At 61.1% G+C, this 11,462-nt stretch carries 22 protein-coding genes and 1 pseudogene; all 23 read right to left on the reverse strand.

Annotation, left to right across the window (positions count from 1 at the left end; translation table 11 throughout):
• Positions 1–110, reverse strand: a pseudogene (locus tag ACGVJ8_RS08820) (tRNA pseudouridine(38-40) synthase TruA); the annotation flags it as partial.
• Between the two features lie 22 nt (positions 111–132).
• Positions 133–483, reverse strand: coding sequence for a 50S ribosomal protein L17 (gene rplQ, locus ACGVJ8_RS08825; protein ID WP_006851925.1), 351 nt, complete (start codon positions 481–483; stop codon positions 133–135).
• 49 nt (positions 484–532) lie between these two features.
• Positions 533–1,471 carry a DNA-directed RNA polymerase subunit alpha gene (locus ACGVJ8_RS08830; RefSeq protein WP_392347327.1) on the reverse strand — a complete coding sequence of 313 codons (939 nt, stop codon included), beginning with the start codon at positions 1,469–1,471 and terminating at the stop codon, positions 533–535.
• Between the two features lie 47 nt (positions 1,472–1,518).
• Complete coding sequence (rpsK, locus tag ACGVJ8_RS08835) at positions 1,519–1,911, reverse strand: 30S ribosomal protein S11 (protein WP_392347329.1); 393 nt, start codon at positions 1,909–1,911, stop codon at positions 1,519–1,521.
• A gap of 35 nt (positions 1,912–1,946) precedes the next feature.
• Positions 1,947–2,312, reverse strand: coding sequence for a 30S ribosomal protein S13 (gene rpsM / locus ACGVJ8_RS08840; RefSeq protein WP_392347330.1), 366 nt, complete (start codon positions 2,310–2,312; stop codon positions 1,947–1,949).
• A gap of 71 nt (positions 2,313–2,383) precedes the next feature.
• Positions 2,384–2,497 carry a 50S ribosomal protein L36 gene (gene rpmJ, locus ACGVJ8_RS08845; RefSeq protein ID WP_071840122.1) on the reverse strand — a complete coding sequence of 38 codons (114 nt, stop codon included), beginning with the start codon at positions 2,495–2,497 and terminating at the stop codon, positions 2,384–2,386.
• Between the two features lie 46 nt (positions 2,498–2,543).
• On the reverse strand, positions 2,544–3,095 hold the full coding sequence (locus ACGVJ8_RS08850) for an adenylate kinase (RefSeq protein ID WP_392347333.1): 552 nt from the start codon (positions 3,093–3,095) through the stop codon (positions 2,544–2,546).
• A 52-nt stretch (positions 3,096–3,147) separates the two neighbouring features.
• Positions 3,148–4,467, reverse strand: coding sequence for a preprotein translocase subunit SecY (gene secY / locus ACGVJ8_RS08855; protein ID WP_392347335.1), 1,320 nt, complete (start codon positions 4,465–4,467; stop codon positions 3,148–3,150).
• 104 nt (positions 4,468–4,571) lie between these two features.
• The gene (gene rplO, locus ACGVJ8_RS08860) at positions 4,572–5,027 is read right to left on the reverse strand and encodes a 50S ribosomal protein L15 (RefSeq protein WP_392347337.1); all 456 of its coding nucleotides are present in this window, start codon (positions 5,025–5,027) and stop codon (positions 4,572–4,574) included.
• Between the two features lie 6 nt (positions 5,028–5,033).
• Positions 5,034–5,678, reverse strand: a complete 645-nt coding sequence (gene rpsE / locus ACGVJ8_RS08865; protein ID WP_392347339.1) for a 30S ribosomal protein S5 — start codon at positions 5,676–5,678, stop codon at positions 5,034–5,036.
• Between the two features lie 14 nt (positions 5,679–5,692).
• Positions 5,693–6,061: a 50S ribosomal protein L18 gene (rplR, locus tag ACGVJ8_RS08870; RefSeq protein WP_114987264.1), complete on the reverse strand. Its 369-nt coding sequence runs from the start codon at positions 6,059–6,061 to the stop codon at positions 5,693–5,695.
• 33 nt (positions 6,062–6,094) lie between these two features.
• Positions 6,095–6,634: a 50S ribosomal protein L6 gene (rplF, locus tag ACGVJ8_RS08875; RefSeq protein ID WP_392347342.1), complete on the reverse strand. Its 540-nt coding sequence runs from the start codon at positions 6,632–6,634 to the stop codon at positions 6,095–6,097.
• Positions 6,635–6,648: 14 nt separating this feature from the next.
• A complete protein-coding gene (gene rpsH / locus ACGVJ8_RS08880; RefSeq protein WP_006850769.1) occupies positions 6,649–7,050 on the reverse strand; it encodes a 30S ribosomal protein S8 in 402 nt (133 codons plus the stop codon).
• A gap of 18 nt (positions 7,051–7,068) precedes the next feature.
• The gene (rplE, locus tag ACGVJ8_RS08885) at positions 7,069–7,608 is read right to left on the reverse strand and encodes a 50S ribosomal protein L5 (RefSeq protein WP_392347344.1); all 540 of its coding nucleotides are present in this window, start codon (positions 7,606–7,608) and stop codon (positions 7,069–7,071) included.
• Between the two features lie 40 nt (positions 7,609–7,648).
• The gene (gene rplX / locus ACGVJ8_RS08890; protein WP_392347346.1) at positions 7,649–8,005 is read right to left on the reverse strand and encodes a 50S ribosomal protein L24; all 357 of its coding nucleotides are present in this window, start codon (positions 8,003–8,005) and stop codon (positions 7,649–7,651) included.
• 2 nt (positions 8,006–8,007) lie between these two features.
• Complete coding sequence (rplN, locus tag ACGVJ8_RS08895; RefSeq protein WP_006851211.1) at positions 8,008–8,373, reverse strand: 50S ribosomal protein L14; 366 nt, start codon at positions 8,371–8,373, stop codon at positions 8,008–8,010.
• Positions 8,370–8,666, reverse strand: coding sequence for a 30S ribosomal protein S17 (gene rpsQ / locus ACGVJ8_RS08900; protein WP_006850241.1), 297 nt, complete (start codon positions 8,664–8,666; stop codon positions 8,370–8,372). Before rpsQ ends, rplN begins: the two co-directional genes overlap by 4 nt.
• A 17-nt stretch (positions 8,667–8,683) precedes the next feature.
• Positions 8,684–8,893 (reverse strand): 50S ribosomal protein L29, encoded by a 210-nt coding sequence (gene rpmC, locus ACGVJ8_RS08905; RefSeq protein ID WP_392347349.1) that lies wholly within the window; start codon positions 8,891–8,893, stop codon positions 8,684–8,686.
• Positions 8,894–8,895: 2 nt separating this feature from the next.
• Positions 8,896–9,372: a 50S ribosomal protein L16 gene (gene rplP / locus ACGVJ8_RS08910; RefSeq protein ID WP_011363385.1), complete on the reverse strand. Its 477-nt coding sequence runs from the start codon at positions 9,370–9,372 to the stop codon at positions 8,896–8,898.
• 16 nt (positions 9,373–9,388) lie between these two features.
• Positions 9,389–10,117, reverse strand: coding sequence for a 30S ribosomal protein S3 (gene rpsC / locus ACGVJ8_RS08915; protein ID WP_392347351.1), 729 nt, complete (start codon positions 10,115–10,117; stop codon positions 9,389–9,391).
• A gap of 20 nt (positions 10,118–10,137) precedes the next feature.
• Positions 10,138–10,503 (reverse strand): 50S ribosomal protein L22, encoded by a 366-nt coding sequence (gene rplV, locus ACGVJ8_RS08920; RefSeq protein WP_226415438.1) that lies wholly within the window; start codon positions 10,501–10,503, stop codon positions 10,138–10,140.
• Positions 10,504–10,506: 3 nt separating this feature from the next.
• A complete protein-coding gene (gene rpsS / locus ACGVJ8_RS08925; RefSeq protein ID WP_392347354.1) occupies positions 10,507–10,782 on the reverse strand; it encodes a 30S ribosomal protein S19 in 276 nt (91 codons plus the stop codon).
• 35 nt (positions 10,783–10,817) lie between these two features.
• Positions 10,818–11,462, reverse strand: a 645-nt coding sequence (gene rplB / locus ACGVJ8_RS08930; protein ID WP_392347356.1) for a 50S ribosomal protein L2, incomplete at its 5' end; no start/stop codon positions are given.

The following is an 11,462-nucleotide window of genomic DNA, read 5'->3' on the forward strand; positions in this document are numbered from 1 at the left end:
CCATTGCGTTGACGCTGCCAACCACAAAAAGCTGAACCCTCGTACTGCAGGCTGAGAGCAATCCGGCGGCGTTCCGGTTGATCTGCTGCAGACGAGGGTTGCTGGATCAAAGGTCAGTGGTGACCGACGCGATCAAACCAATTCAATGATCGCCATTTCGGCGTTGTCACCACGGCGGGGAACGGTGCGAGTGATGCGGGTGTAGCCACCCTTGCGATCGCTGTAGCGGTTGGGAGCCTTGTCGAACAGGGCATGCACCAGCTGCTTGTCGTAGATGTAACCCATGGCCCGGCGACGGGAGGCGAGGCTGCCGTCCTTGGCCAGGGTGATCATGCGCTCGGCTTCGTCGCGAAGCGCCTTAGCCCGCGCCTTGGTGGTGGTGACCCGACCTTCGCGAATCAGCTGGGTGGTCAGGGCGCGCAGCATTGCCTTGCGCTGGTCAGCTGGACGTCCCAGCTGAGGAACTCGGCATTGATGACGCATGATTCTGTCGGTGACGAAGACGAAAAAGGACGTTCAGGCCGTTCTGCAGTTATGCAGAAGTGCGGCTCTGGGGGATGGAGATGCCGATGCGCTCGAGGGCTTCGATCACTTCATCAGCGGATTTGGAACCGAAGTTCTTGATCTCGAGGAGATCCTCGTAGCTGAAGCCCATCAGGTCAGATACGGAGTTGACCTGGGCCCGCTTGAGGCAGTTGTAGGCGCGAACCGAAAGGTTCAATTCCTCAAGAGGAATCTGTGCTTCCGCCGAGGGCTCGGGTTCAGCAGGAACTTCCTCCACGAGAGTGACCGTGGCCAGCGGCTGGAACAACTCGATCAATTGATTGGCTGATTGAGCCAGGGCGTCGTCGGGGGTAATGGAGCCGTCCGTGACGATCTCCATCCGCAGGCGCTCGCGAGCCGAACCGCCTTCGGCAACGGCGGTTTCGTCGATGGTGAAGTTGACCCGGGTCACGGGCATGAACACCGCATCGATCTGGAGCAGATCGATGGCACTGGTTTCTTCGTTGTGACGATCCACCGGGCGATAGCCGACGCCGTGTTCAACGTGAACTTCCAGCTCGAGGCTGTGGCCATCGGCCACGGTGGCGATCGGACGATTAGCGTCCACCACCTGCACCTGAGAGGAGAATTGCAGATCTCCGGCCTTCACTTCGGCGGGGCCAGCCACCACAAGACGGCCGATCTCGAGTTCGGCCGAACGGCTGTTGACGGTGAGCTCCTTGCAGTTCAGCAGGATGTCGAGAACGTCTTCACGGACTCCAGGAACCGTGGCGTACTCGTGATTGACACCGGCAATCCGGATGGCGGTGATAGCACTGCCTTCAAGCCCACCCATCAGCACGCGACGCAGCGCGTTGCCCAGGGTCGTGGCCTGGCCACGCTCGAGGGGGCCAATCAGGAAGATGCCGGACTGGGCGTGATCCTCGGCTACCTGATGCTCAATGCGATCAATCTGGTACTGCAACACGGTCTGAATCGGGGTAAGTGGAAAAACCGGACGGAAATCAGCTCGGTTCAGACGCGACGGCGCTTGGGCCGGCGGCAACCGTTATGGGGCAGGGGGGTGATGTCGCGAATCAGGGTGATTTCGAGGCCAGCGACCTGGAGAGCACGGATGGCGGTCTCACGGCCTGAGCCAGGACCTCTCACCAGCACTTCGATCTGACGCATGCCTTGGTCGAGAGCGCGACGTGCTGCTGCTTCTGCAGCGGTTTGAGCAGCGAAGGGGGTGCCTTTGCGAGCACCTTTGAAGCCGCTCGCACCTGCAGACGACCAGGAAATCACCTCACCGGCCGTATCGGTGATGGACACGATGGTGTTGTTGAAGGTGCTCTGGATGTGAGCGACGCCGTTCGGGACGTTGCGCTTGGCCTTCTTAGGACCGGATTTTTTGATGGTTTTAGCCATGGCCGTATGCAGTCAGGGATAAGGATGTTGAGGACTTACTTCTTCTTGCCGGCCACAGTTTTCCGCGCGCCGCGACGGGTGCGGGCGTTCGTGCGGGTGCGTTGGCCGCGAACGGGAAGGCTCATGCGGTGGCGACGGCCACGGACGCAGCCGATGTCCTGCAGACGCTTGAGGGCCATGCCCTCCTGACGGCGCAAATCGCCCTCGAGGGTGTGTTCCTCCATGGCGTTACGGAGCTTCTGAAGATCTCCGTCCTCCAGATCTTTCACCCGGATGTCGGGGTTCACACCGGTTTTGGCCAGGATGGCCTGTGAGCGGGTGAGACCAACTCCGTAGATGTAGGTGAGGGACACTTCAACCCGCTTGTCGCGGGGAATGTCAACGCCGGCGATCCGTGCCACGTTTGTTCAGTTGAAAAGGACAGATGCCTCCGAGGTCCTGGAGGCGAGGAATGTTTCAGAACAGCGGGGGATCAGCCCTGGCGCTGTTTGTGCTTGGGGTTGGTGCAAATGACCATGACCTTGCCGTGGCGACGGATCACCCGGCACTTGTCACACATCTTCTTCACTGAGCTGCGCACCTTCATGAGGCGTGGCTCTCCAAATTTCCAAACGGTGACATTACCATGCCAGTCAACCGATAACGGACTCGATCCGCTTGGTGATCTCCTCGACTGAGCCCTGGGCAGGGACGGAAACCAGGAGACCTTTATCGCTGTAAAAGCGAATCAAAGGTGCCGTTTTCTCGCGGTAGACCTCCAGGCGATTGCGGATCACCGCTTCGTTGTCGTCGGCGCGACCGCGAACCAGCAGCCGTTCAATCAAAACGGCGTCATCCAGCTCCAGCAGAACCACGGCCTGAATGGGTTGCTCCAGTTCGGCCAGCAGGGGTTCGAGAGCTTCAGCTTGGGGCACCGTGCGGGGAAATCCATCTAGCAGCCAGCCATCTGTGGTGAGTGCCTTCATCTGGCTTTCCACAATCGCCAGCACGAGGGCGTCGCTCACCAGTTCGCCGCGGTTCATCACCGTTTCAGCTTCTTTGCCCAGTTCGCTGCCGGCTGCCACTTCAGAGCGCAGCACATCGCCCGTGGACAGATGCTTCATGCTGTTGGCATCGCACAGTCGGGCGGCTTGGGTGCCTTTGCCGGCTCCGGGAGGGCCAAGAAAGAGCAAGCGATTTTTCATAGTTGCGTAAGCGTGAGGTGAAGTGAACGGAAGGTGCGCTGCCCAACAGCGCTCACTGGCGAACGAGGCCTTCGTAGCGTTGTGAAATCACATAGGTCTGCACCTGCTTGGCCGTGTCGATGGCCACGCCGACCAGGATCAGCAGTGACGTGGCGCCAAGACCTTGGAAGGTCTGCACATTTGTGGCGCGTTCGACGGCAGCAGGAATGATGGCGACGGCGCCGAGGAACAGACCGCCCAGCAGGGTGAGGCGGTTCTGGACACCCGAGAGATAAGTGGCTGTGGCGGTGCCGGGGCGGACCCCTGGAATCGCCACACCACCCCGTTTCAGGTTGGTGGCGATGTCAGCGGGATTCACCGTGAGTGAGGCGTAGAAATAGGAGAAGCCCAGGATCAACGCAAAAAACGTGAGCGCGTACGGCCAGGGGTTCGCTGCCCCAGGATTCAGGGCACTGGCAGCACGGATCAACCACTCGCTCTTGGTGAGGTTGGCGATGGTCACCGGCAGGAAAATCAGGGCTGAGGCGAAAATGATCGGCATCACACCGCCGGCATTCAGCTTGAGCGGCAGATAGCTCTGACGAGTTGGGAGAACGCCTGCTCCACCCACCTGGCGCTTGGCACTGACTATGGGGATACGGCGAGCCCCCTCCTGCACGAAGATGATCCCAACGATCGTGGCCAGGAACACCAGCACCAGGACAATGATGCCCAGCACGGTGTCGCGGTCACCGGTTTGAGCGGCCTCGATCGTGGCGCCGAGGGTGCGCGGCAGGGTGGCGACGATGTTCAGAAAAATCACCAGGGAAGCGCCCTGGCCGATGCCCCGCTCCGTGATCACTTCACTCAGCCACATCACCACCATCGAGCCGGTGACCAGGGCCAGTGCCGTCTGCACCACAAAGGTCACTTCGCTGAGGCCTTCCACGGCGTATTGGCGCAGGATCATCGCGAAGACCACGCTCTGGACGAGACCCCATCCCAGCGCCACATAGCGGGTGATCTGGGCGATCTTGCGTCGGCCGGCCTCGCCTTCATTCTTCTGGAGGTCTTCCAGCTGCGGCAACGCTGCGGTCAGCAGCTGGAGGATGATCGAGGCATTGATGAAGGGCAGGATCCCCAGGGCAAAGATGCCTAGGGTGGAGATCCCGCCGCCGGTGAAGATGTCGAGGAAACCGATCAGCTGTCCGCCTTGATCGATGAACTGCTTAAATGCTTCACGATCGATTCCGGGCATCGGAATGTAGATCCCAAGGCGCACCAACAACAGCAGGCCGAGCGTGGTGAGCACACGACTGCGGAGCCCAGGGTTGGTGATCAGCTGGCCGATCACTTCGGAAGCGTTGGGGTTGCGACCCCGACTGACGAGCATGTCCGGAAGAAAGTGAAGTTGGGCGAAAAGCCAAGAAGCCGCCCGCGGATCGAAATCCAGCGGACGGCTCAGACCCTAGGGCTGACTTGGGGACGAGCCCTTGATTAGTCGAGGATTTCGCAGGTTCCGCCTGCGGCTTCGATCTTGGTGCGGGCGGAGGCTGTGAACGCCGCGGCTTGTACTGTCAGCTTTTTGGCTTTCAGTTCACCGTTGCCGAGCATCTTCAGACGATGCTTGGGGCTGGTCACGATGCCGTCCTTGACCAGAGAATCCAAATTGACGGTGCTGCCGTCCTTCAGGTCGTTCAACGCCGAGACGTTGAGCACGGTGAAGAACTTTGGATTCACCAGGGGGAAGTGCTTCAGCTTCGGCACCCGGCGGTACAGAGGCATTTGGCCACCCTCGAAGCCGGGGCGCGTGGGGCGACCCGAACGGGATTTCTGGCCGCGCATACCGAAGCCGCAGCTGGCGCCCTGACCGGCGGCGATGCCGCGGCCCTTGCGCAATTTGCGACGACGAGCGCCCTTGTTGGATTTGAGGGAATCGAGTCGGAGAGTCATCGCGAATCAGGAATAGATCTGTTCGAGGGAGATTCCCCGTTCCTTTGCCGTCTCCTTGTGGGTGCGGAGAAGCGACAGGGCCACCATGGCAGCCCGTGCATTGTTCAGGGGGGTCTTGCTGCCCAGGCGCTTGGCCAGGACATTCTTGATGCCGGCGAGTTCGAGCACTGTACGGATGGAACCGCCAGCGATCACACCGGTACCAGGGGCTGCAGGGCGGATGAGCACGCTGGCAGCACCATCACGACCATTGGAGAGGGTCGGGATGGAGTTGTGGCGGGTCAACGGCACTTTGACGAGGTGCTTTTTGCCATCGGCAACACCCTTGCGGACGGCACCGATCACATCACCGGCTTTGCCGACACCAACGCCGACCTGGCCTTTCTCGTTGCCGACGACCACGATGGCCCGGAAGCTCATCTTCTTACCGCCTTTGACGGTCTTGGAGACGCGGCGGATCTGAACCACGCGCTCCTGCCATTCGGAGTCGCGCTCCTGGCCGCGACGACCACCACGCCGGTCGCTACGACGACCGTCACGGTCGCCACGGCCGCGGCGCTGTTCCTGTTGTTGCTGCCCTTCGGCTGCGGCTGGAACGTCGGCTGCACCCGGCACGGCGTTGGGATTGGATTGGGGGGAGGAATCTGTCATGGGTTGAGCAGGAATCAGAACTGAAGGCCCGCTTCCCGGGCGGCATCGGCGAGGGCTTTAATCCGGCCGTGGTACAGATTTCCGCCGCGGTCGAACACCACTTGCTGTATGCCTTTGGCGATGGCGCGCTTGGCGACCAGTTCGCCGACGGCGACAGAGGCGTCGCAGCTGCCAGCCGGAGCCTTGAGGCCGGCGCGCAGCTCCTTGTCAACGGTGGAGGCGGAGCAGAGTGTGCTCTGGGCCGCGTCGTCGATGACCTGGGCGTAGATGTGGTTGTTGGAGCGGAAGACGGCCAGTCGAGGACGGTCTGAGGTTCCGGTGATGTGACGACGCAGACGCCGGTGGCGTTTTTGCGTCTGCTGTTTGCGGGACAGTTGGGACATGGTGGGTGAAGGGAAGGAACGTCAGGACAAGGCTTATTTCTTGCCAGACTTGCCTGCCTTGCGCAGGATGCGCTCGCCCTCGTACTTGATGCCCTTGCCCTTGTAGGGCTCGGGGGGACGGATGGCGCGGACCTTGGCGGCTTCGTTGCCCACCAGCTCCTTGTCGATACCGGAGACGATCACCTTGGTGTTGTTTTCCACCTTGAAGGTGATGCCCTCAGGGGCTTCCATCTCGACGGGGTGGCTGTAGCCAGCACTCACCACAAGGGTTTTGCCTTTGACCTGGGCACGGGAGCCCACACCAACGATCTCCAGGGCCCTGCTGTAGCCGTTGTTGACACCCTCGATCATGTTGGCGACGAGGGTGCGGCTCAGGCCGTGGCGCTCACGGGAGATGCGCTTGGTGCTCGTGGGGGAGACCACGATGGTGTTGTTGTCCTGGCTGACGCTGATGCCTTCAGGAAGGGTGCGCTCCAGTTCGCCTTTGGGTCCTTTCACTTTGACGGTGAGACCGTCGAGGGAAACCGTGACCTTTTCAGGGACGGGAACGGGGTTTTTGCCGATTCGTGACATGGTTCAGCTCCGGATCAGTAGACGTAACAGAGCACTTCGCCACCGACGCCCTCACGACGGGCGTCGCGGTCGCTCATCACACCCTTGGAGGTGGAGATGATCGCCACGCCCAATCCGCCGAGGACTTTGGGCAGGCCGCGAGTGTTCTTGTAGATGCGAAGACCGGGCTTGCTGACCCGCTGCATGGAGCGGATAGTGGGTAGCCTGTGCTTACCGCTGTACTTGAGGGCGAGCACCAGTTCGGTACGAACGCCTTCCCCCTGCTCGCTGATCTCGGAGATGAAGCCCTCCTGTTGCAGCACCTTGGCGATGCTGCGGGTCATCCGCGAAGCTGGGATCTTGGTGGTTTCGTGACGTTTCTCACTCGCATTGCGAATGCGGGTGAGCATGTCGGAAATGGGGTCGTGGTTGGCCATAGGTGTCGACGGGGAGGCTCAGTTGCTCTGGAACGGCATTCCCATCTCGCGGAGGAGGGCCCGGCCCTCTTCGTCCGAACGGGCAGTGGTCACGATGGTGATATCCATGCCCCGGATCGCATCGATCTTGTCGAAGGAGATCTCAGGGAAAATGATCTGTTCGCGCACCCCAAGGGTGTAGTTGCCGCGGCCATCAAAACTCTTGGGGCTGACCCCGCGGAAGTCGCGGATGCGGGGCAGCGCCAGGTTGATCAGACGCTCGAGGAAGGCGTACATCCGATCACCACGGAGGGTGACGGCACAGCCGATTGGCATGCCCTGCCGAATCTTGAAGCCGGCGATGGCTTTTTTGGCACGGGTCACAACGATCTTTTGGCCGGTGATCTGCGCCAGCTCATTCACCGAGGCCTCGAGGGACTTGGCATTGGCGGCGGCTTCGCCGAGCCCCCGGTTGACGGTGACTTTCACCACCTTGGGGACTTCATGGATGTTGGTGAGGGAGAGATCCTTCTGCAGCTTGGGCTGGATGGTCTCCCGATAGCGCTTCTTGAGTGACATAACGGGTTGGGGTGCTTCTGGGCGTGGTCAGAAGTCGGGATCAGTCGAGGACTTCACCGGTTTTCTTCAGCCGGCGCTTCTTGGTGCCGTCCTTCTCGACGACGATTTCAACGCGGCTTGCCACCTTTTTGTCAGTGGAATACAGCATCACGTTGGAGGCATGCAGGGAAGCTTCCTCCGTCATGATGCGGCCGGTCTCGCCCTCCTGGGTGGGCTTTTCGTGGCGGGTGCGCATGTTCACGCCCTCCACGACGACACGGTTCTCGTTGGGCAGGGTGCGCAGAACGGCACCGGTCTTGCCCTTGTCCTTGCCGGCGATCACCTGAACGGTGTCGCCCTTGCGGATGCGCATCTTGATGCGCTCGGTGGACTTGGCCTTGGTGGTTGCAGTCGCCATGGTCAGATCACCTCCGGAGCGAGGGACACGATTTTGGTGAAGCTGCGTTCACGCAGCTCACGGGCCACCGGTCCGAAGACGCGGGTGCCTTTCGGGTTCTTGTCGTCGTTGATGATGACAGCGGCGTTGTCGTCGAAACGGATCGAGTTTCCGGTTTCACGACGCATGGTGGCTTTGGTGCGCACCACAACGGCCTTCACCACGTCGGATTTTTTGACGCCCATGTTGGGGGCGGCATCCTTGACGGCGGCAACGATCACGTCACCCACGTGGGCATAGCGACGGTTGGTGCCGAGGACGCGAATGCACTGGATGCGCTTGGCGCCGCTGTTGTCGGCAACAGTGAGATAGGACTCCTGCTGGATCACTGCTTCACCTCCTGAGCTTCAGCCTTGTTGGCTTCCTCAGCTGCAGCCTTGGGGCTGTGGCTGAGGACCTCGGCGATGGCCCACCGCTTTTGGCGGCTCATCGGACGGGTTTCAGTGATGCGAACGCGGTCACCGACGCGACAGGTGTTGTCTTCGTCGTGAGCTTTGTAACGGGTGGTACGGCTGACCGTCTTTTGATAGATGGGGTGTGGGAAGCGGCTTTCCACCGCGACCACCACCGTTTTTTCCATCTTGTCGCTGACGACGGTGCCGATCCTTTCCTTGACTGCCATGGTTACGGAGTGGGGGATCAAGAGGCGGTGGAGCGCTGGCGCTTCGACTGCACCGTCTGCAGCTGGGCCAGCTTGATGCGGACCTCTTTGAAACGGTGCGTGTTAGCGAGCTGGCGCGTGGCTTGCTGAAAACGGAGTTGGAACAGTTCGCGGCGCAGGCTATCGATCTGTTCGTTGATGTCCGAATCGGACAGGCTGCGCACATCGGCGGCTTTAGGACGGGCCATGGTCAGGACTCCACGGTGATGGCTTCAGAAGCTGCCGGAGCCTTCGCACCAGCTGACTTCTCCTGCTCATCCAGTTGGATGAACTTGGTCTTCACGGGAAGCTTGTATTGCGCGAGGCGCATGGCTTCCTTGGCGATTTCGGGAGTAATTTCATCACCGCCCATCTCGAACAGAATCCGGCCGGGCTTGATCACCGCCACCCAGAATTCTGGGTTGCCCTTACCGGAACCCATCCGGGTTTCGGCAGCGCGCATGGTGACCGGCTTGTCTGGGAAGATCCGGATCCAAATTTTTCCGCCACGCTTGACGTAGCGGGTCATGGCACGACGGCTGGCCTCGATCTGGCGCGAGGTGATCCAACCACATTCCTGTGCCTGCAGCGCGAATTGTCCGAAGGCAATGGTGTTGCCCCGGGTGGCGACGCCGCGCATGCGGCCTCGCTGCTGCTTACGGAATTTGACGCGTTTTGGACTCAGCATGGTTCAGGCCTCCTGTTCAACCCTCGTTGGAGCGGTCTTCGAACTGTTGGGGCCGACGGCTGGCCCGGCGCCGGGGGGCGGCACCCACCGGCATGGGCTGAGCATGTTCGCTCAGCACTTCGCCCTTGAACACCCAAACCTTGATGCCGAGCACGCCGTAGGTTGTGCTGGCCACCTTGGTGGCGTAGTCGATGTCGGCACGCAGGGTGTGCAGGGGCACCCGACCCTCACGGGTCCATTCCGTCCGGGCGATTTCAGCACCGTTCAGGCGACCAGAGACCTGGATCTTCAGACCCAGAACACCGGCACGCTGAGCGCGCTGCACAGCCATGCGGATGGTGCGGCGGAAGGCCACACGCTTCTCGAGCTGTTGGGCGATGTACTCGGCAAGGAGGAAGGCATCACCGTCGACGCGTTCGACCTCGACAACATTGATCCGCACCTGACGACTGGAGTCGCCGATGGTCTTCTGAATGCCGGAGCGAAGTTCTTCGATGCCGCTGCCTTGACGGCCGACCAGCACACCGGGGCGCGCGGTCTTGAGTTCAACTTCCAATTGATCGGCCTTGCGGGCGATCAGCACATCGCTGATGCCGGCGGAGCCGTACTTCTTGTGGATGAACTTGCGAATCCGGTCGTCCTCCTGAAGGAGGGCCGGATAGTTCTTGCTGGAGGCGTACCAGCGTGACCGGTGTTCCTGGGTGATCCCCAGGCGCAGACCGGTTGGGTTGATTTTGTGTCCCATTGGGTCAGAGTCCTCGGGGGTCAGGAATCGGTCTGAGCCGCCACAGCAATGCTGATGTGGCAGGTCTGTTTCTTGATCTGGTAAGCCCGGCCCTGGGCGCGGGGGCGATAGCGCTTCATGGAGGGGCCCATGTCAGCGCTGGCGCTCGAGATCACCAGAGATGAGGGGTCGAGACCGAGGTTGTGCTCAGCGTTGGCCACGGCAGACCGGAGCACCTTGGTGATGGGTCCGGTAGAGCGGTAAGGCATGAACTCGAGCATGATCAGCGCGTCGCGATAGGTGCGGCCACGGATTTGGTCGAGCACACGACGCACTTTCGACACGGAGCCTCGGATGAAGCGACCGTGAGCCTGGGCAGTGGGTGCCGTTGGAGTTGACGATGTCATGGATTAGCGGCCTCCTTTCTTGTCTCTGATGTGGCCCTTGAAGGTGCGGGTGGGAGCGAACTCTCCCAGCTTGTGGCCCACCATTTGCTCGGTGATGAACACCGGCACATGGGTGCGGCCGTTGTGAACAGCGATCGTGTGGCCGATCATCACCGGCAGGATGGTGGAGGCCCGTGACCAGGTCTTGATCACAGATTTGTCGTCGTTGTCGTTCTGCTTTTCAACCTTGCGAAGCAGGCTGTCGGCAATAAACGGACCTTTTTTGAGTGAACGTCCCATAACGGTTTAAGCAAGCGGCAAAGTGATGGTTTGCATCAGGAATCGCGTCCGCCACGGCTCCGCTTAGAGGTCTTGCGACGCTTCCGGAGCACGTATTGGTTGCTGGGTTTGTTCCGCTTGCGGGTCTTGAGACCGAGGGCGGGTTTGCCCCAGGGGGTCACCGGGCCGGAACGGCCGATCGGTGCACGACCCTCACCACCACCGTGGGGGTGATCGCAGGGGTTCATCACACTGCCTCGAACCTGAGGACGACGTCCGAGCCAGCGGCGACGACCGGCCTTACCCAGGCTGGTGTTGCGCATCTCGGAGTTGCCGACCTCACCGAGGGTGGCGTAGCACTCGCGGCGAACCAGGCGAACTTCGGTGGAGGGCAGCTTCAGAGCAACGTAGTCGCCTTCTTTCGCCATCACCTGGGCACTGGCACCGGCGGTACGGACCATTTGGCCGCCACGACCGGCATAGAGCTCAACGCAGTGCACAGCCGAACCGAGGGGCACCGAGGACAACGGCATTGCGTTGCCATTCTCGATCGGAGCATCAGGGCCGGAGACCACGGTCTGGCCTACCTGAACTCCCGCGGGAGCCAGGATGTATCGCTTCTCGCCATCAGCGTAGAAGAGCAGTGCCAGACGCGCGTTGCGGTGCGGGTCGTAGTGAACCGCGGCCACCTTGGCTGGGAC

Source organism: Parasynechococcus sp. (assembly GCF_042954245.1).
Classification (GTDB): domain Bacteria; phylum Cyanobacteriota; class Cyanobacteriia; order PCC-6307; family Cyanobiaceae; genus Parasynechococcus.